The organism is Nocardioides sp. Z30_9, from assembly GCF_058215735.1.
Map to the genome: position 1 here is coordinate 108,893 of NZ_JBZAJF010000002.1, position 18,558 is coordinate 127,450.

15 protein-coding genes are annotated in these 18,558 nt (G+C 70.3%); 7 read left to right on the forward strand and 8 right to left on the reverse strand.

Annotated features, from left to right (window positions below):
* The first annotated feature begins 39 nt into the window (after positions 1 to 39).
* The 5 genes from AC4BGB_RS11220 to AC4BGB_RS11240 all read left to right on the forward strand — a co-directional run bounded on the left by AC4BGB_RS11220 (position 40) and on the right by AC4BGB_RS11240 (position 6,964).
* A complete protein-coding gene (locus AC4BGB_RS11220) occupies positions 40 to 1,029 on the forward strand; it encodes an ABC transporter substrate-binding protein (RefSeq protein ID WP_490546910.1) in 990 nt (329 codons plus the stop codon).
* Positions 1,030 to 1,166: 137 nt separating this feature from the next.
* The gene (locus AC4BGB_RS11225; RefSeq protein ID WP_490546911.1) at positions 1,167 to 3,701 is read left to right on the forward strand and encodes a GcvT family protein; all 2,535 of its coding nucleotides are present in this window, start codon (positions 1,167 to 1,169) and stop codon (positions 3,699 to 3,701) included.
* Entirely contained in the window at positions 3,698 to 4,474 is a 777-nt protein-coding gene (locus AC4BGB_RS11230; RefSeq protein ID WP_490546912.1) for an electron transfer flavoprotein subunit beta/FixA family protein, read from the forward strand. The genes AC4BGB_RS11225 and AC4BGB_RS11230 overlap by 4 nt, the downstream gene beginning before the upstream one ends.
* A complete protein-coding gene (locus AC4BGB_RS11235) occupies positions 4,471 to 5,460 on the forward strand; it encodes an electron transfer flavoprotein subunit alpha/FixB family protein (RefSeq protein WP_490546913.1) in 990 nt (329 codons plus the stop codon). The genes AC4BGB_RS11230 and AC4BGB_RS11235 overlap by 4 nt, the downstream gene beginning before the upstream one ends.
* Before the next feature lie 139 nt (positions 5,461 to 5,599).
* Entirely contained in the window at positions 5,600 to 6,964 is a 1,365-nt protein-coding gene (locus AC4BGB_RS11240) for an outer membrane protein assembly factor BamB family protein (protein WP_490546914.1), read from the forward strand.
* Positions 6,965 to 6,967: 3 nt separating this feature from the next.
* On the opposite strand, the gene phoA is transcribed toward AC4BGB_RS11240, so the two are convergent.
* Positions 6,968 to 8,404, reverse strand: coding sequence for an alkaline phosphatase (gene phoA / locus AC4BGB_RS11245; RefSeq protein ID WP_490546915.1), 1,437 nt, complete (start codon positions 8,402 to 8,404; stop codon positions 6,968 to 6,970).
* 111 nt (positions 8,405 to 8,515) lie between these two features.
* Here phoA and AC4BGB_RS11250 point away from each other — a divergent pair, with 111 nt between their 5' ends.
* On the forward strand, positions 8,516 to 10,612 hold the full coding sequence (locus AC4BGB_RS11250; protein WP_490546916.1) for a RecQ family ATP-dependent DNA helicase: 2,097 nt from the start codon (positions 8,516 to 8,518) through the stop codon (positions 10,610 to 10,612).
* An 89-nt stretch (positions 10,613 to 10,701) separates the two neighbouring features.
* On the opposite strand, the gene AC4BGB_RS11255 is transcribed toward AC4BGB_RS11250, so the two are convergent.
* Complete coding sequence (locus tag AC4BGB_RS11255; protein WP_490546917.1) at positions 10,702 to 12,282, reverse strand: DHA2 family efflux MFS transporter permease subunit; 1,581 nt, start codon at positions 12,280 to 12,282, stop codon at positions 10,702 to 10,704.
* 86 nt (positions 12,283 to 12,368) lie between these two features.
* Here AC4BGB_RS11255 and AC4BGB_RS11260 point away from each other — a divergent pair, with 86 nt between their 5' ends.
* The gene (locus tag AC4BGB_RS11260; RefSeq protein WP_490546918.1) at positions 12,369 to 13,085 is read left to right on the forward strand and encodes a YoaK family protein; all 717 of its coding nucleotides are present in this window, start codon (positions 12,369 to 12,371) and stop codon (positions 13,083 to 13,085) included.
* Here the strand turns inward: AC4BGB_RS11260 and AC4BGB_RS11265 are convergent.
* The 6 genes from AC4BGB_RS11265 to AC4BGB_RS11290 all read right to left on the reverse strand — a co-directional run bounded on the left by AC4BGB_RS11265 (position 13,063) and on the right by AC4BGB_RS11290 (position 18,555).
* Positions 13,063 to 13,773 carry an aspartate/glutamate racemase family protein gene (locus AC4BGB_RS11265; RefSeq protein WP_490546919.1) on the reverse strand — a complete coding sequence of 237 codons (711 nt, stop codon included), beginning with the start codon at positions 13,771 to 13,773 and terminating at the stop codon, positions 13,063 to 13,065. The two genes, AC4BGB_RS11260 and AC4BGB_RS11265, sit on opposite strands and share 23 nt — an antisense overlap.
* Positions 13,770 to 15,329 (reverse strand): NCS1 family nucleobase:cation symporter-1, encoded by a 1,560-nt coding sequence (locus AC4BGB_RS11270; RefSeq protein WP_490546920.1) that lies wholly within the window; start codon positions 15,327 to 15,329, stop codon positions 13,770 to 13,772. The genes AC4BGB_RS11265 and AC4BGB_RS11270 overlap by 4 nt, the downstream gene beginning before the upstream one ends.
* 79 nt (positions 15,330 to 15,408) lie before the next feature.
* Complete coding sequence (locus tag AC4BGB_RS11275; protein ID WP_490546921.1) at positions 15,409 to 16,125, reverse strand: GntR family transcriptional regulator; 717 nt, start codon at positions 16,123 to 16,125, stop codon at positions 15,409 to 15,411.
* On the reverse strand, positions 16,122 to 16,916 hold the full coding sequence (locus tag AC4BGB_RS11280; protein ID WP_490546922.1) for an ABC transporter permease: 795 nt from the start codon (positions 16,914 to 16,916) through the stop codon (positions 16,122 to 16,124). The genes AC4BGB_RS11275 and AC4BGB_RS11280 overlap by 4 nt, the downstream gene beginning before the upstream one ends.
* Positions 16,913 to 17,707, reverse strand: a complete 795-nt coding sequence (locus AC4BGB_RS11285) for an ABC transporter permease (RefSeq protein WP_490546923.1) — start codon at positions 17,705 to 17,707, stop codon at positions 16,913 to 16,915. Before AC4BGB_RS11285 ends, AC4BGB_RS11280 begins: the two co-directional genes overlap by 4 nt.
* 5 nt (positions 17,708 to 17,712) lie before the next feature.
* Entirely contained in the window at positions 17,713 to 18,555 is an 843-nt protein-coding gene (locus AC4BGB_RS11290) for an ABC transporter ATP-binding protein (protein WP_490546924.1), read from the reverse strand.
* Positions 18,556 to 18,558 lie beyond the last annotated feature (3 nt).

Below are 18,558 nucleotides of genomic sequence, written 5' to 3' on the forward strand. Positions count from 1 at the left end.
GCGAGAAGTGTCCGACAACGAACGAGCGGGAGATCGAAGATGAGATTGAGAAGCAGAAGCACCGGACGCGTGCTCGCCCTGGTGGCAAGCGCGACGTTGGTCCTCGCCGGCTGCGGCAGCGGTGGCTCCATCGATGAGCAGACCAAGGAGAACGAGTCCAACGCCGCCAGCAAGGGCGACTGCGGCGAGCTGAACATGGCGGTCAACCCGTGGGTCGGCTACGAGGCCAACGCCTACGTCGTGGGCCGGCTCGCCGAGACCGAGCTGGGCTGCAAGGTGAACTACAAGGAGCTCAAGGAGGACGTCTCCTGGCAGGGCTTCGGCACCGGGGACGTCGACGTGGTGATCGAGGACTGGAACCACCCCGACCTGGAGAAGAAGTTCTTCGCCGAGAGTGGCGACGGCAGCGCCGAGGACGGCGGGCCGACCGGCAACATCGGGATCATCCACTGGTACGTGCCGCCGTGGCTGGCCAAGGAGTACCCCGACATCACCGACTACAAGAACCTGAACAAGTACGCCGACAAGTTCAAGACCTCCGAGTCGGGCGGCAAGGGCTCCTTCCTCGGGGCCGACCCGTCCTACGTGCAGTTCGACGAGGCGATCATCAGCAACCTGAAGCTGAACTTCAAGGTGACCTTCTCCGGCTCCGAGGCCGCCAGCATCGCGGCGTTCCGGAAGGCGGAGAAGAACAAGGAGTTCCTGATCGGCTACTTCTACGACCCGCAGTGGCTCTTCGCCGAGGTCCCGCTGGTGCCGGTCAAGCTGCCGGAGTACACCGAGGGCTGCCAGGACGACCCGGGCAAGGTCGCCTGCGACTACCCCGAGACCCCGCTGAAGAAGATCCTCTCGACCTCCTGGGTCAAGGAGGGGTCACCGGCCGTCGACCTGGTCAAGAACTTCAAGTGGACCAACGAGGACCAGAACCTGGTCGGCAAGTACATCGCCGGCGACGGCATGTCCGGCGAGGAGGCCGCTGACAAGTGGATCGCCGACAACCCCGACAAGGTCAAGGCCTGGTTGAGCTGACCACGACCCGATAGTTGGCCCGATAGCTGCAGGTGGGGGCCCGGCACCCTTGACAGGTGCCGGGCCCCTGACCGATTCTGGACTTGTTTCGTATCGCGCATCATGTTGCTTATTGCGCAACACCTAAGGAGGCCCTCGTGGCTACAGTCCCCGCCACCGCCAAGGTCGTGGTCATCGGCGCCGGCATCGTCGGCAACAGCCTCGTCCACCACCTCGCGAAGCTCGGCTGGACCGACATCGTCCAGCTCGACATGGGGCCGCTGCCCAACCCGGGCGGATCCACCGGGCACGCCTCCAACTTCATCTTCACCGTGGACCACTCCCGCGAGATCACCGACCTCACCCTGGACTCGGTGCGCCAGTACAAGGAGATGGGCGTCTTCACCCAGTCCGGCGGCTTCGAGGTCGCGCGGACCGAGGAGCGGATGGAGGAGCTGCGCCGGCGGATGTCCAGCGCCAAGGCCTGGGGCATCGAGTCCGAGCTGGTCTCGCCCGAGTTCGTCGCCGAGAAGGTGCCCTTCCTGGACCCCGACCAGATCGTCGGCGCGTTCTGGACCCCCGGCGTCGGCGTGGTCGACTCCCTGCGCGCGGGCACGATCATGCGCGAGGCGGCGCTGGCAGCCGGCGCGCTGACCGTCGTACCCAACGTCGAGGTCGAGGACCTCGGGGTGGAGGCCGGCCCCCACGGCACGCGGATCACCAAGGTGGTCACCAACCAGGGCGACATCGAGGCGGAGTACGTCGTGATCGCCGCCGGCGTGTGGAGCCCGAAGATCGGCGACATGGCCGGCGTGAACATCGCCCTCACCCCGGCGGTGCACCAGATGATCTCGGTCGGCCCCTGCCCCCAGCTCGCCGAGACCGACGGTGAGATCAGCTTCCCGATCGTCCGCGACATGGACACCTTCTGCTACGAGCGCCAGCACGGCGCCGACATGGAGGTGGGCTCCTACGCCCACCGCGCGATCCTGCACGAGCCCGAGGACATCCCCTCGATCGACCAGGCCAAGCTCTCCCCGACCGAGATGCCGTTCACGGAGGAGGACTTCGACCCCCAGCTCGAGCAGGCGCTCGAGCTGATGCCCGAGCTGCTCGGCGCCGAGGGGGCCGAGATCCGCTACGCCATCAACGGGCTCCTCTCGCTCACCGCCGACGGCTCCCCGATCCTCGGCGAGAGCGAGGTCAAGGGACTGTGGGTCTGCGCCGCCGTGTGGATCAAGGAGGGTCCCGGCGTCGGGCGCGCGGTCGCCGAGTGGATGACCCACGGTCACTCCGAGATCGACATCCACCACAGCGACATCGCGAGGTTCCACCCCCACGAGACCACCCGCGAGCACGTCCGGGCACGCACCAGCGAGTCCTTCATCAAGACCTACGGGATCGTGCACCCCTCCGAGCAGTACGAGTCGGACCGCGGCGTGCGCTGGTCGCCGATGGCGGAGTCCCAGAAGGCCCTCGGCGCCGTCTTCTACGAGACGGTCGGCTGGGAGCGGCCGTGGTGGTACGAGTCCAACGCGCCTCTCGTGGAGAAGTACGGCGACGCCGTGATGCCCCGCGAGCACGAGTGGGACTCGCGCTGGTGGAGTCCGATCATCAACGCCGAGCACCTCGCGATGCGCGAGAACGCGGGCGTGATCGACCTGACCGCCTTCTCGATCTTCGACATCACCGGTCCCGGCGCCCTGGCCTCGGTGCAGCAGACCTGCGTGGCCCAGTGCGACGTCGCCGTGGGCAAGGTCATCTACACCCCGGTCCTCGACGCCAAGGGCGGCTTCATCTCCGACCTCACCGTGATGCGGCTCGGCGAGGATCACTTCCGGGTGGTCACGGGCGGCGCCCACGGCCGGGCCGACCTCCAGTGGTTCACCCGCCACCTCGCCGACGACCCGTCCGGGGAGACCCGGATCCAGGACCTGACCGAGGAGCTGTCCACGATCGGGCTGTGGGGTCCCCGGGCCCGCGACATCCTGGCCGGCCTGACCGGTGACGACGTCTCCGACGCCGGCTTCGGCTTCCTGAGCAGCCGCGAGATCACCGTCAAGGGGGTCGACGGCCCCGTGCTGGCGTCGCGGATCTCCTACGTGGGCGACCTCGGCTGGGAGCTCTACGTGCCGTTCGCCTCCGCGGCCCAGCTCTGGGACGCGCTGCTCGCCGCGGGCAAGGACCACGGCGCCGTACCCGTCGGCATCGGCGTCTACGGCACCACCGGACGCCTGGAGAAGGGCTACCGCGCCTTCGGCGCGGAGCTCGACGCGGAGCGCACCATCGTCGAGGCCGGGATGCAGCGGCCGAAGGTGAAGGCGGCAGACTTCGTCGGCCGTGAGGCCTACCTGGCGCAACGCGAGGCAGACCCGGCCGCCGTGCTGTGCACCCTGACGGTGGAGGACCACACCTCGGCCAGCGGCGTGAAGCGCTACATGCTCGGCGGCGAGCCGATCCTCACCCGTGAGGGCGGCACCCTGACCGACGGTCACGGGCACCACCCCTACGTCACCTCCGCGGGCTCCGCGCCCTCGCTGGGCAAGCACGTCCTGCTCGCCTACCTGCCTCCGGAGGAGGCCCGGATCGGCAACGAGCTCGCTGTCTCCTACATGGAGGAGCTCTACCCGGTGACGGTCGGTTCCGTGGACGCGACTGCGCTGCTGGACCCCGCGAACGAGCGGATCCGGTGAGTGGCGTGAACGTGCTCGTCTGCGTCAAGCGGGTGCCGGACTTCTCGGGCGAGGTGCTGCTCGCCGAGGACGCCCAGTCCACCGACGCGCGCTTCGTCGGGTACACGCTCAGCGACCACGACAACTGCGCGGTCGAGCTGGCCGTCCAGGTCGCGACCGCGACCGGCGGCCAGGCGACCGTGCTCACCGTGGGGGCCGCCGACTCCGTGGAGCAGCTGCGCTCCGCCCTCGGGGTCGGTTGCTCCGCCGCAGTGCTCGTCGAGGCCGACCCGGTCGCCCTGGGCCCGATCGACGTGGCCCGCGAGATCGCCTCGGTCGTCCGCGAGCACGAGGCCGCCGGGACGACCCACGACCTGGTCCTGGTGGGCAACGACGCGGCCGACTCCGGCGACTTCCAGGTCGGTATCCGGATCGCGCACGAGCTCGACCGCCCGGTCGTGACCGGCATCAAGAACATCACCGTCGAGGACGGCTCGGTCCGCCTGCAGGGCGACGGCCCCGAGGGCCTGGAGACCTATCTGGTGCCGCTGCCCGCCGTGGTCACCGTGATGGAGGGCGGCGTCGAGCCGCGCTACCCGACGATCACCGGCCGGATGAAGGCCAAGAAGGTCGCCGTCGAGACCCGGGCTCCCTCCGCCGAGCTGGTCGGCAGCGGCCGGGTCCGGCTGGACGTACCACCCCCCGCACCGTCCTCGGCCGAGGTGCTCGGCGAGGGTCCCGAAGCCGCCACCGCCGTGGTGGACCTGTTGCAGAAGCTGGGGGTCGGGCGATGATCCTGGTCTACGTCGAGACCACCGAAGAGACCGTCAGCGAGGTCTCCCTGGAGACGGTCACCCTCGCTCGTGACCTGTCCGCGGCCGGGGGCGGCGTCCCCGTCGACGCGGTCGTGGTCGGCCCTGCCCCCGGCAGCGTGGCGACCGAGCTGGCGACGTACGGCGTCCGCACGGTGTACCACGCCGGCGGCGACGACTTCGACCTGTTCTCCGGTGCGGCTACGGCGACCGCGGTGATCGCGGCCCGCCAGGCCGCCGGCGCCGTGGTCGTGATGGCCGGCGGCACCAACCGCGGCAACGAGGTGCTGGCGCGGGTCGCCACCCGCCTCGGCGTGCCGATGGCAGCGAACGTGGTCTCCTTCGGCGGCCTCTCCCCCTTCGTGGTCACCCGGCAGGTCGTCGGTGGGGCCGCCCTGGAGGAGGTGCGGCTGGCCCAACGCCCGGCCGTGTTCACCGTCGCCGGGCACGCCCTCGAGCCCACCCCCGCCCCGGAGCCGGTCACCGCCCCCGAGGGCGCGAGCGTGACCCCGCTCCCGGTGGAGCTGACCGCGGCCGACCTCGCCGTCCGGGTGGTCTCGGTCGAGAAGGACTCCGCCGAGGACGACAGCGGCCTGCGATCGGCCCGGATCGTCGTGGGGGCGGGTCGCGGCGCCGGTGGCCCCGACGGCTTCAAGGGCGTCCTCGAGCTCGCCGACCTCCTCGGCGGCTCGCTCGGCGTCTCCCGCGTGGTCACCTCCCTGGGCTGGCGCCCGCACCACGAGCAGGTGGGCCAGACGGGCAGCAGGATCGCGCCCGAGGTCTACCTCCCCTGCGGCATCAGCGGTGCGATCCAGCACTGGGCCGGCTGCGCGAGCTCGAAGGTGATCATCGCCATCAACACCGACGCCGAGGCGCCGATGATGACCAAGGCCACCTACGCGGTCGTCGGGGACATGCACGAGGTCGTCCCCGCGATCAACGAGGAGCTCCGCCGACGACGGGCCTGATCCGCAGGTCAGGCTCGCGTGCCCGGAGCTCGGGGACGCACGGCAGCTCGCGAAACCACTGGCCGCACAACGCGCTGGACCCGACCCCGGGAACTGCTACTCCTCGTGGCAGGAAGAGTCCGGCCCTACGCTGTCCGGCGTGAGCAGACGCGCCTGGATCATCGGCACGGTGGCCGGTGTCGTGGCGCTGGCCACCGTGGGGGCTGTCGCGGCTCCCAGCCTGATCCCCGGCCGGGGCACCGATTGCGGCAAGCAGGTCGTGTCCGTCCCCGGGGCGCGTTCCGAGTCGCCCTTCCTGGATGCGGCGCGGCGCACTGAGCAGCCCGATCGCGACCGGGACGCGCTGGTCGCGGCGATGGAGGCCGCCCCGGCCCCGTTCGGGGACGTGCTCGGGGCGGTGGGCTACCACTACGAGCAGTGGGCCCAGGTGTCGGCGTTCGCGCAGGGCATCGGGGTGCGCACCCGCGACAACCCCGACTTCACGATGCTCGACGACCGCACGCTGGAGCCACGGTGGAGCGTCCAGGTGAGCAGTCGCCGGTCGGCGTACGACGCCAGCGACGAGCGCTACCTCGTCGCGACGATGCCGGGCGGCCGGGCGCCGACGCTGGTCTCGCTCGACGCCGGCACGGGCAAGCGGAAGTGGTGCAGCGAGCTGGGCGGGCGTGCGGTGAAGGCCTCGGACGCCTTCGCGACCCAGCTGCTCGACGGCGAGGACGTCGTCGTCCTCGCACCCGGCAGCGACCAGGACGAGCGGGTGCGCAGGCTGAGCGGGGCGGACGGCTCGCAGAAGTGGGAGCGTGACCTCGACGCCGACTCCGGGGACTTCCTGGGAGCGCTGGACGAGGAGACGCTGCTGGTCGGCGGCAGGGCGCAGTTCGACCTCGTGGACACCGAGTCGCTCGCGAAGCGGCCCGCGGGACCTGCCCTCGCGCTGCTCTCGGCGCGGGACGGAAGCACGATCTGGGAGCGGGAGGCCGCTCCGGGCTCCGGGCTCCACGTCATCGGCACCGACCCCGACGCCGAAACCGACACAGGGCAGGGTCTCGCGGTGGTCCAGGAGTGGGACGCCCGGGCCGGCAAGGCCCGGTTGACGGCGATCGACCGCGAGGGAGAGACGGTCTGGTCGACCGTCCCAGCCACGGGCGTCTTCTTCGATGCCGCCCTGCGGTCAGGGCGGGTGCTGGTGCGGGTGGGCAACCGGTTCTCGGCGTACGCCCTCGGTGACGGGCGGCGGCTGTGGAGCCGGTCGCTGCCCGAGCGCCCACAGCCGCTGCCGTACGGCTTCGAGGTCGGCGCCGTCCCGCTGCTCGACGAGGACCACGCGCTCATCGGCGGCACCACTGCGCTGCACACCCTGGACCTGCGCACGGGCGCGATGACCTCCGCTGCCCTGCCCACCGACGGCATCAACACCACCTACTGGCCCTACCAGGTGGTCGTCAGCCCCGGGCTGGTCGCGGTCGCGACCAACACCGGGGCTGTCGTCCTGCGGCGGGAGTAGGGCTCAGCGGCGACCCGACCCCAGGGTCTTCTTGATGATGAAGTGCAGGTCGGTCTGGTCGATCAGGCCGACCACGTTGGCCGCGCCGGGACCGTAGCCGGCGACCCGGACCTGGCTGCCGGTGTGCTGCTGGCTGCCGCCGGCGGCCGAGGTGCCGTAGGCCACGACCATGTCGGAGCCGTCCTTGGTCCGGAGCCGGGTCGTGAGCCCGGGGGTGTTGCCGTCGACGACCTGGCTGGTGTGCGCGTGGTCGGCAGTCACGATCACCAGGGTGTTGCCGTCCCGGCGGGCGAAGTCCAGGGCCGTGGCGACGGCCTCGTCGATCTGCTGGGTCTCGCCGATCTGCCCGCAGGCGTCCGCGGCGTGATCCTTCTTGTCGATCGAGGCGCTCTCCACCTGGAGGAAGAACCCGTTCTTCTTCCCCGAGGCGTTCCTGGAGAGCAGGTCGATCGCCTTCCCGGTCATCGACCTCAGGTCAGGCACCGAGCCGAACGCCGGCTCGGGCCTGCAGGTCTGGGCGGTTCCGTTCGCCCCACCCGGGGTGGCCACCAGGGGTGCGAACTTCACCGGCAGGTTGCCCGGTGCGAACAGTCCGAGAAGTGGCCTCTTCTGATCCGCGCTCGCCACTGCAGCGAGGTCGTTCTTCGCGGTCAAGTAGTTGTAGCCACGCTCCCTGGCCTGTTGCTCGAGCGTCTTTCCCTTCCAGCTCCCGGCCGTGGCGACCTCCGCGAACGTCGCGGAGCCGCCTCCCAGCGTCACGTCCGGCCGGGCGTCGAGCAGCTGCTCGGTGATCGAGCCGCGACCACCGTTCTCCCTGGCCGCCTCGGGGCACTTGCTCGAGGTGGCGACGGGTCCGTAGCAGCTGCGCTGACTGATGTGGCTGACCTGCACCGCAGGGGTGGCGTCCTGGATCTCGGAGGTGCTCACGTTGCCGGTCGCCTTGCCCTGCTTCTTGGCCAGCTCGAGCAGCGTCGCGTGCGCCTTCCCATGGCGATCCACGCCCACAGCGTTGTCGTAGGTCTTCACCCCGGAGGCCCAGGCGGTCCCGGTGGCAGCCGAGTCGGGCGCGTAATCGGGCTTCCCGGTGGCCTTGTCGACGCTGTAGTGGGTCATCTGCCCGGTCAGCGGCAGCGCGTCGAGGCCCTTGAAGGCCCCGCCGGCTCCCTCGAGGTAGTTGCGGGCTATGGTGATCTCGGAGTCACCCATCCCGTCACCGATGACCAGGATGACGTTCTTCGCCTTCCCGGACTTGATCGAGCCGGCGATCAGCTTGCTCTGGTCGCCCTCGAGGCGGGCAGCGCCGCCGTACTGGTCGACGTTGCCACCTGCCGAGCGTTCGATGAGAGGGAGTCGCCCGCCGGCGACGACGGCCGAGGAGCCGAGTGCGCCGAGCGAGAGGACCGCGGCGCCGAGTACGAGCGCTGAGTGCTTGAGCTGCATGGGGAACCTTTCCTGGAAAAGAACTGGTGTGGTCCCGACGCTCCAGCAGCCAGGTGTCTGTCGGGGAGCGCGCCGATGAACATGTCGCTCCCTCTTGGTAGACAGGGGCCCATGACGACGACCACCAGTGCCCGCCACGAGGCCGAGCAGCACCTACGGGCGCTCGTCGGCCGCGAGGACGCCCGCCTCCACGACGACCAGTGGGCGGCGATCGAGGCACTGGTGGTGGAGCAGAGCCGGGTGCTGGTGGTGCAGAAGACCGGCTGGGGCAAGTCCGCGGTGTACTTCGTGGCCACGGCGCTGCTGCGCGGCCTCGGGGCCGGGCCCACGGTGATCATCTCGCCGCTGCTGGCGCTGATGCGCAACCAGATCGAGGCCGCCGAGCGGGCCGGGATCCGGGCGGCCACGATCAACTCCACCAACATCGAGGACTGGCAGGCCATCCGAGCGCGGGTCGACGCCGGCGAGATCGACGTCCTCCTGGTCAGTCCCGAGCGGCTGAACAACCCGACGTTCCGCGACGAGGTGCTGCCCCAGCTGACAGAGACCGCCGGGCTGCTGGTGGTCGACGAGGCGCACTGCATCTCCGACTGGGGCCACGACTTCCGGCCCGACTACCGCCGGATCCGCCAGATGCTCACCACGCTGCCCGCCGGGATCCCGGTGCTCGCCACGACCGCGACCGCGAACTCGCGGGTGACCGGGGACGTGGCCGAGCAGCTCGGCCAGGATGTGCTCGTGCTGCGCGGGTCGCTGGACCGCGAGTCGCTGCACCTCGCCGTGCTGCAGCTCGAGCGCCCCGAGCAGCGACTGGCCTGGCTCGGGGAGCACCTCGGTGACCTCGAGGGCTCGGGGATCATCTACACGCTCACCGTGGCTGCCACCCAGGAGGTCGCCGAGCACCTGCGCTCGCGGGGCCACGCCGTCGCGGCGTACTCCGGCCAGACCGAGACCACCGAGCGGCTCTCACTCGAGCAGGACCTGCTCGCGGGGCGGCTCAAGGCGCTGGTCGCGACCAGCGCGCTCGGGATGGGCTTCGACGCCCGGCTCGGGTTCGTGGTCAACCTCGGGGCACCTTCCTCGCCGGTCGCCTACTACCAGCAGGTCGGCCGAGCCGGCCGCGGGACCGAGCACGCGAAGGTGGTGCTGATGCCCGCCCAGGAGGACCGCGACATCTGGCGCTACTTCGCCTCCCTGGCCTTCCCTCCCGAGCAGCACGTCCGCGCCACCCTGCGAGCGCTCTCCGAGGCCGGCGCCCCGCTGTCCACGGCCGCGCTGGAGACCCATGTCGACCTGAGCCGGACCCGGCTGGAGACGATGCTCAAGGTGCTCGACGTCGACGGGGCCGTCAACCGGGTCCGCGGCGGGTGGACCGCCACCGGGCAGGAGTGGCACTACGACCAGGAGCGCTACGACCGGGTGGCCGCCGCCCGGCGCGACGAGCAGGCGGCGATGCTCGCCTACATCGCGACCGACGGCTGCCGGATGAGGTTCCTGCGTGAGCAGCTCGACGACCCGGGAGCGCAGGACTGCGGGCGCTGCGACAACTGCGGCGGGATCGACCTGCCCGCGGGGGTCTCGGGCGAGGCCGTGCAGCAGGCCGGTGAACGGCTACGCCGCCCCGGGGTGACCCTGGCTCCCCGCAAGATGTGGCCGAGCGCACTGGCCAACCTCGGCATCGACCTGCGCGGCAAGATCGCCGAGGGCGCCGAGGAGGGGCGGGCGGTGGGCCGGCTCACCGACCTCGGCCACGGTCAGCTGCTCCGCGAGCTCTTCCGCCCTGACGCCGAGGACGGACCGGTCCCCCGCCCCCTGGTGGACGCGGTCCTCGAGGTGCTCGGCGACTGGCACCCGTCGTGGCCGGCTCGGCCCACCGGGGTGGCCTACGTCGACTCCGCGCGGCGCCCCCAGCTGGTCCGCGACCTCGCGGAGGGGATCGCGCGCTACCTGCACCTGCCGCTGGTGGCCCGCTGGGAGATCGTGGACCCCGAGGTCCCCCCGGGCCAGGGGTCGGCCAACTCCGCGCAGCGCGTTGCGGCCGTGGGCCGCCGCTACGCCCTGGCCGTGGACCAGCCGCTGGACGGAGGACCGGTGCTGCTGGTCGACGACCTGATGGCGACCGGCTGGACCCTGACGATGGCCACCCGCGCGCTCCGCGGCGCCGGCGCCTCCGCCGTCCTCCCCCTCACCCTGGGAGTCGAGAGCTAGGCGGTCGAGCCCTAGGCGGTCGAGCAGCGAGCGCAGCGAGCGATCAGTCGAGACCCCTCCAGCCGAGCCAAGCGCCCAGTCGAGACCCCTCAGTGCCCCATCATCGCGGTGGGGTCGACGGGGGTCTCGCTCTTCTTGCGCGGCAGGAAGAACGCCGGGATCAGGCAGCAGGCCACCAGGATGGTCGCCACGATGAAGACGCTGCTGAAGGCGTCCGCCATGTCGACGAGCGCGCGGGCTCCCAGCTTGTCGAGGTCGGCCGGGGTGAGCCCGGCCTTCTCCAGCAGCGCCGCCAGCCTGGACGGGTCGTCCTTGGCCTCGGCCACCGCGCCGGAGAGCTTGATCGCCTCGCTGCTCTTGAAGCCGTTGGTGAGCAGCACCGAGAACAGCGCGGTACCGATCGAGGCCGCGACCTGCTGGGTGATGTTGAGGAACGTGGACCCGCGGGCGATGTTGTGCCGGGTCAGGGTGCCCAGGGCCGCGCTCATGATCGGCATCATCGTGGCGCCCATGCCCAGGCCCATGATGAACAGAGCGGTGATGATGTAGGGGTAGTGCGTGTCCGCACCGATCTGGGTGAACATCGCCATGCCGACGGTGATCACCGCGATGCCGGTCATCACGACCTTGCCGGGGCCGATCTTGTCGGCCAGCAGGCCGGCGAGCGGCATCGTCAGCATCGCTCCGATGCCCTGCGGGGCCAGCAGTACGCCGGCCCGGAGGGCCTCCTCGCCACGGACCTGCTGGAAGTACAGCGGGAACAGCAGGCTGGCCCCGAAGAAGGCGATCGCGAACAGCATCATCGCCAGCACCGAGACCGTCATCGCCCGGTTCTTCAGCAGCCGGAGCTCCACCAGCGGGTGGATGTTCTTGGGCCGCAGCGCCCACGGGACGAACGCGATGATCAGCACCGTGCCGACCGCGGTCCAGGTGATCACGCCGGTGTCCAGGATCGTCCCCGCCTCAGGGATCGAGGAGACGCCATAGAGGAAGGCGGCCAGACCCGGCGAGAGCAGCAGCATGCCGACGAAGTCGAAGGACTCGGAGGGCTCGACGTTGTCCTTCTCCAGCACGAGCAGGGCGTAGATGAACGCGATCGCGCCGATCGGCAGGTTGATCAGGAAGATCCAGTGCCAGCTCAGGGAGTCGATCATCCAGCCGCCGAGGATGGGGCCGAAGATCGGGCCGAGCAGCATCGGGATGCCGAGCACGGCCATCACGCGGCCGATCCGGTCGGGACCGGCGGCACGGGTCAGGATCGTCATGCCCAGCGGCATCAGCATGCCGCCGCCGAGACCCTGCACCACCCGGAAGGCCACCAGCATCGAGAGCGAGTCGGCCATGGCGCAGAGCACGGAGCCCGCCGTGAACAGCGCCACCGCGAGCAGGTAGAGGCGCTTGGTGCCGAACCGGTCCGCAGCCCACCCGGTCAGCGGGATCACGCTCGCCAGGGCCAGGGTGTAGCCGGTCATGGTCCACGCGACCTGGGCCGCGGTGGCGTCGAACTCCTGCTGGAAGGTCTGCAGCGCCACCGAGACCACGGTGATGTCGAGGATCGACATGATTCCGCCGAGGACGACCACCCCCGCGACGAGCAGCACCCGCTTGTCCAGCCGGTCGCTCGGGTCCGCGTCGGGAGTGCGCTGGCTCACATCGATGTTCTGGGTCACCGGCCAAGACTAGGGGTGAACAGGCGTGCACTGAACAGGTTTGTACGGTGGCCTTGGTCACGATGGTTGTCCGGCACAATCAGCACATGACCGGGCTCCGCCGCATCGATCCCGACCGGCTGCACCTGGTGCTGATGCTGGTCCTCACCTTCGGTACCGGGATCGTCGACGCCGTCGGCTACCTCGGGCTGGACAAGGTGTTCACCGGCAACATGACCGGCAACGTCGTCATCCTGGGGATGGCCCTGGTGGGCGGGGACGGCCTCCCGATCCTCGGCCCGCTGCTGGCCCTGGCCGGGTTCATGGCCGGGGCGGCCCTGGGCGGCCGCGCCCTCCGCGGGGCCCCGCACGCCTGGACCGGGAGGACCACCGCCCTCCTCGCCCTGGTCGGCCTCTCCGTGCTCGCCCTGGCGCTGCCCCTGGCCCTGGTGGAGGACCCGTCCGCCGAGGCCCTGTTCGTGGTCACCACCGTGCTCGGCGCGGCGATGGGGGTCCAGGCCGCGACGGCGAGGTTCATCGGGGTCAAGGACGTGACCACGGTCGTGGTCACCTCCACGATCACCGGTCTCGCGGCCGACTCCGTCCTGGGCAACGGCAGCGGCAGGGGCGCCAGCAGCGCGCGTCGCGCTGCCGCGGTGCTGCTGATCGTCGCCGGGGCGGCGGCCGGCGCCGCGCTCCTGCACTGGCACCTGTGGGCAGGGCTCGTGGCCGAGGGCGTCCTGGTGCTCCTCGTCGTCCTCGTCGGCTTCCTGCACGCCCGCGTCAGCGCCGACGAGCCGCTCAGCTCCCCAGGTGCTCCTTGACCGGAGGCGTGGCCAGCTCGCCGCGCTTGCTCGTGCGCAACCCGAGCCGGACCAGCTGCTCGACCGTCGTGACCGCGGCGGCCACCCCGTCGACGACCGGAACCTCCAGCTCGGCCGAGAGCCAGCCGCAGAGGTCGGCCATTCCGGCGCACCCCAGGACGACCACGTCCGACCCGTCGGTGGCGAGGGCCGAGCGGGCGGCGGCGATGATCTTGGCCCGCGCGGCCGGATCGGTCTCGAGCTCCACGACGGGGATCTCGCAGGCGTGCACCCCCGCGCACAGGTCGGAGACCCCGTAGGAGCGGGCGATGTCGCGGGTGTGCCCGATCGTGCGCTCCAGGGTGGTGACCACGCTGAAGGAGCGGCCCAGGTACGCCGCAGTACGCATCGCTGCCTCCGCGATCCCCACCACCGGGCCCGACGCGACCTCACGAGCGGCGAGCAGGCCGGGGTCGCCGAAGCAGGCGATCACGTAGCCGTCGTACCCCTCGACCTCACCGCTGAGCACCTCGCGGACCACGCCAGGCGCGCTCATCACCTCGTCGTAGTGGGACTCGATCGAGACCGGACCCGTCGACGGGCTGACCGCATCCACGGTGACGCCCGGGCCGGCGACGGCCCGGGCGCACTCACCGATCGTCGCGGTCATCGACGCCGTGGTGTTCGGGTTGACGACCTTGATCCTCATCTGGAGGCGGTCGCCTCGCTCGCGGTCCCGGTCGGCTCGATCGATGCCGGGCCGACTCCCATGGCCCTGGCCAGGAAGTAGTAGGTCACGAACCCGAGCGCACACCCCAGGAACCAGCTGTAGTCCGGCAGCCAGGTGAGCACGTCGCCCACCTTGGGGACCACCACGGAGAGGATGCCGATGGCGCCGGAGACGGCGACCGCGATCACCGCGGCGGGGTTGTAGCCGCGGCTGTAGTAGTAGGAGCCGGACTCCTCGAGGGTGAACAGGTCGTCCACCACCACCTGCTGGTCCCGGATCAGGTAGTAGTCGGCGATCAGGATCCCGAAGAGCGGCCCGATCATCGCGCCCAGGATGCCGAGCGTCCAGAAGATCGCGTCCGGCTCGTTGTACCAGTTCCAGGGCGTGAGCAGCACCGAACCGACCGCGGCGATCATGCCGCCCATGCGCCAGCTGATCTTCTGCGGCGCGACGTTGGAGAAGTCGAAGGCCGGCGAGATGAAGTTGGCCACGATGTTGATGCCCACGGTGGCGATCACGAACGTCAGGCCGCCGAGCAGGACCGCGGTGAAGGTGTCGATCCGCTGCACGGTCTCCACCGGGTCGGTGAGCAGCTCACCGAACACCGGCACGGTGGCGGAGGCGGTGACCACGACCAGGAGCGAGAAGAACACGAAGTTGACCGGCAGGCCCCAGAAGTTGCCCTTCTTCACGGTCTCGAAGCTCTTGCCGTAGCGCGAGAAGTCACCGAAGTTCAGCATCGGTCCGGAGAAGTACGACACCACCAGGGCGATCGCGCCGAGCATGGTGGTGATCGTGGCGCCGGTGGAGAGGTCCTTGTCGGTGAGGGTGAAGCTGACGTCCCAGTTGGCGCGGGCCAGCATGTAGATGCACACGGCGAACATGGCGACGTACACGGCCGGGCCGCAGAAGTCGATGAACTTGCGGATCGCCTCCATGCCCCGCCAGAACACCGCCGCCTGCGCCACCCAGAGGATGGCGAAGCTGAGGTAGCCGAGCGCTGAGAGGCCCAGGAAGCCGTGGGTCTCGACGTCGGCGTACGGCGCCAGCCCGGGCCAGAGCTTGAGGAAGACGATGTTCAGCGACCCGGCGGCGAGGAAGGTCTGCACGCCGTACCAGGCCACCGCGATCAGGCCGCGGATGATGGCCGGGATGTTCGCCCCCAGCACCCCGAACGACGCCCGGCTGATCACCGGGTAGGGAACCCCTGCCACCTGGCTCGGCTTGGCGACCAGGTTGCAGAAGAACTGCACGAGGAGGATCCCGATGATCAAGGAGACGAACACCTGCCAGCTGGTCAGGCCGAGCGCGAACAACGATCCCGCGGTCACGTAGCCGCCGACGCTGTGCACGTCGGACATCCAGAACGCGAAGATGTTGTAGGTGCTCCAGGTCTGCTCCTTCAGCGGCGCCAGGTCCTCGTTGGTCAGGCGGGGGTCGTAGCCCTGCTTGATCAACCCCGGCCCCGCAGGATGCGGCGGGGTGATGACCACGTGGTGCTCGGACTGGGTCTGTGACGGCTGCACATCGGTCATGGCGGACTCCTCGCTCGGACGTTCCGGCGAAACTAGGAGCGCGGTGTTTCAGCCGGTCTGTCGTCGCGTCACACCCGTGTCACGGGAGAGATATAGGAGAGCGGAACACCTCGGGATCATCACGGAATGCGTGGATCGCCCGCTTGAGGTGCTCGTAGTGCCGCTGGGACTCCCGGACCAGCTCGTCGGCGTCCCTGGCCACGAAGGCGGCCAGCATCCGGTCGTGGTCCTCGTAGAAGCGCTGCCGGCCGCTGCTGTCCACCCGCGACATCGGCCGGGCGGGCTCGGTGATGTTCCAGGCCGCTTCATACATGTGCGTGAGCCGTTGCATCCGGGCGGGCGCGATCAGCGCCATGTGGAAGCGCCGGGACTCCGCGTGGTAGCCCCGCTCGTCGTCGGCGTCCATCGCGGACCGCATCCCCGCGTGCGTACGCCGGACCTCCTCGTCGTCTCGCTCGCAGGCACGGACCACTGCCTGGCGCAGCGCCGAGGCCTCGAGCGCCGCCCGGACGTCGTAGAGCTCGCTGAACTCGTCGAACCCGAGCTTGGCCACGGCGTAGCCGACCCGGGGGACGTGCTCGACCAGCCCCTCTCCCAGCAGCACCTTCAGCGCCTCCCGGACCGGGATCTGGCTGACCCCGAAGAACTGCGCGACCGCGTCGATCGGGATCGGGGTGCCCGGGGGCTCGTCGCCGACGAGGATCGCGTGGCGCAGGTCCTCGGTCACCCGTGGGTGTCCACCGTCGACGGCGCTGTTCACCAGCCGGCTGGTGAAGATCGAGCGCCGCCGCGTCACGAGAGGGCCTGGTCCATGTCGAAGCGGGTCAGCATGAGGCGCTCCAGCAGCTGGGCCAGCAGGTAGAGCACGATCGAGGCAGCGGTGACGACCACGAGCAACGACCACACCAGCGAGTACTGGTAGAGGGCGAGTGCCTGGTTGACGGCCTTCCCGACGCTGTCGGGAGTGGTGTAGAACTCCGCGATCAACGCGCCCGTCACCGCGCCGGGCACGGAGATGCGGATGGCGGCGAAGAAGCTGGGCAGCGCGGTCGGGAAGGCGACGCGGCGCAGCACGTCCCACGTCGAGCCGCCGTAGACGGAGACCACGTCGTGCATCTGCTGGGTCACCGAGCGCAGCCCGAAGGAGATGGTCACCAGGGCGGGGAAGAACACGACGATGCCACTCATCACCGCCACGGTGACGAAGCCGTTGCCGAACACCAGCGTGATGATCGGCGCGAGCGCCACCAGGGGCACCGTGCGCACCACCATCGCCACCGGCATCGTGGCCGCCTCCACCCCCCGGGACAGGTAGGTGCCGACCGCCACGACCGTCGCCGCGAGCAGGCCTGCCACGAAGCCGATGCCGGCATCGAGGAGGGTCTGCCGCAGTGGGCCGAAGACGGCGGCGCGGTTCTGGGCTGCCTGCGCGTCGCTGAACAGGAACTCCATGACCTGGTCGGGCTTGCGAGCGACCAGGTCGTTGACGCCGCCCACCTCGAGCAGCACCAGCCAGGCCACCACCAGGGCGATGACCACGAACAAGAAGTTGGCCAGGGGACGCACGACCGCGCGCAGCAGCTTCATCGCGCGACGCCCTTGGACCAGGGAGTGACGACCCGGCTCACCATCCCGATCAGGAAGTAGGCCAACCCGGAGACGACGGCGCAGCCGAAGCCCAGGCTCCAGGCCAGGGCGATCTCGCGGTTGTTCTGGGCCAGGTAGAGGGAAGGGCCGACCCCGATCTCGAGGTGCTTGTCGAACCACTCGCCGAGGAGCGCGCCGAGGAACGCCGCGGGGGCGGCGAGCTGGAGCGTGGTCAGGATCGCCGGCAGGGCCGCCACGAGGCGCACCCGGAAGAACTGCTGGAGGGACCCGCCGCCGTAGACGTGGACGACGTCCAGGGCGGCCCTGTCGGCGGACCGGAAGCCGAGCACGGCGCCGACGACCGTGGTGAAGATGACCGAGATGGCCGCGAGGTCGACCGCTGTGGCCGAGGTGCCGCCCTTGACCGGGATCTCGTGGGCGAGGATCAGGATGGGCGCCAGCACCACGATCGGCAGGCAGTAGGTGATCACGGCGAACTGCATGATCACCGGCTCCAGGATCGGCACCAGCAGCACGAGCACAGTGAGCAGCAGGGCGATGAGCACGCCGTACACGTAGCCGGTGACCGCCTCCTCGAGGGTGACCGAGAAGATCCGGCGGTAGTAGCCGAAGCCGCGCTCGTGGAACTTCGCCAGCACCTCGAGTGGCGTGGGCACGCTGGTGCTCAGGACGGTCGCGGCGAGCACCCACCACGCGGCCACCACGGCCACGATGCCCAGGGTGGCGGTACCCAGGGTGCCCAGGGCGCGCCGCAGGCGTTCGGGACTCACGGCCATCAGTCGACCGCGGCGCCGTCGGCCCCGAACAGGAGCTCGGAGGCCTGGTCGTGCAGTGCGTGGAACTCCGGCGAGCGCATCATGTCCGGCGTGCGGGGACGCGGGAGGTCGACGTCGATCACGGTCTGGACCCGCCCCGGACGCGGGCTCATCACCGCCACGTGGTCGGAGAGGAAGATCGCCTCGGAGATGCCGTGGGTCACCATCAGCGTGGTCGCCGGCTTCTCGGTCCAGATGCGGAGCAGCTCCAGGTTGAGCCGCTGCCGGGTCATGTCGTCCAGGGCGCCGAAGGGCTCGTCGAGCAACAGCACACTGGGCTTGACCACCAGCGCCCGGGCGATCGAGACGCGCTGGCGCATCCCCCCGGAGAGCTGGCCGGGCTTCGCCTTCTCGAAGCCCTCCAGCCCGACCAGCTTGATCAGCTCGCTCACCAGGCCCTCGTCGGCCTTCTCCCCCGAGACGTCGAAGGGCAGCCGGATGTTGGAGACGACCGAGCGCCACGGCAGCAGCGCCGAGTCCTGGAAGGCGATGCCGAGCTCGTGGTCACGACGCAGCTCGCGTGGCGTCTTGCCCTCCACGAGCGCCGACCCCGACGTGGGTGTCTCCAGGCCGGCGAGGATGCGCAGGATCGTGGACTTGCCACACCCCGACGGGCCGAGCAGCGACAAGAAGCTGCCCTTGTCGGTGAACAGGTGAGCGTCCTCGAGCGCGGTCACGCTGCGGCGGCCGAGCGAGAAGGTCTTGCTGAGGCCGTCGATGCGGATGCCGGTGCCGGTGGACCCTGCGGACGAGGGTCCACCGGCAGCGTGCGCCCCGGCGGGCAGGTGTGTCTCTGCGCTCACGAG

What these genes read in the sequence shown, in the direction of transcription:
- AC4BGB_RS11260 (WP_490546918.1), top strand. Translation starts at nt 12,369, where the DNA reads ATGACCGGGCTCCGCCGCATCGATCCCGACCGGCTGCACCTGGTGCTG.
- AC4BGB_RS11250 (WP_490546916.1), top strand. Translation starts at nt 8,516, where the DNA reads ATGACGACGACCACCAGTGCCCGCCACGAGGCCGAGCAGCACCTACGG.
- AC4BGB_RS11235 (WP_490546913.1), top strand. Translation starts at nt 4,471, where the DNA reads ATGATCCTGGTCTACGTCGAGACCACCGAAGAGACCGTCAGCGAGGTC.
- phoA (WP_490546915.1), bottom strand. Translation starts at nt 8,404, where the DNA reads ATGCAGCTCAAGCACTCAGCGCTCGTACTCGGCGCCGCGGTCCTCTCG.
- AC4BGB_RS11280 (WP_490546922.1), bottom strand. Translation starts at nt 16,916, where the DNA reads ATGAAGCTGCTGCGCGCGGTCGTGCGTCCCCTGGCCAACTTCTTGTTC.
- AC4BGB_RS11270 (WP_490546920.1), bottom strand. Translation starts at nt 15,329, where the DNA reads ATGACCGATGTGCAGCCGTCACAGACCCAGTCCGAGCACCACGTGGTC.
- AC4BGB_RS11265 (WP_490546919.1), bottom strand. Translation starts at nt 13,773, where the DNA reads ATGAGGATCAAGGTCGTCAACCCGAACACCACGGCGTCGATGACCGCG.
- AC4BGB_RS11220 (WP_490546910.1), top strand. Translation starts at nt 40, where the DNA reads ATGAGATTGAGAAGCAGAAGCACCGGACGCGTGCTCGCCCTGGTGGCA.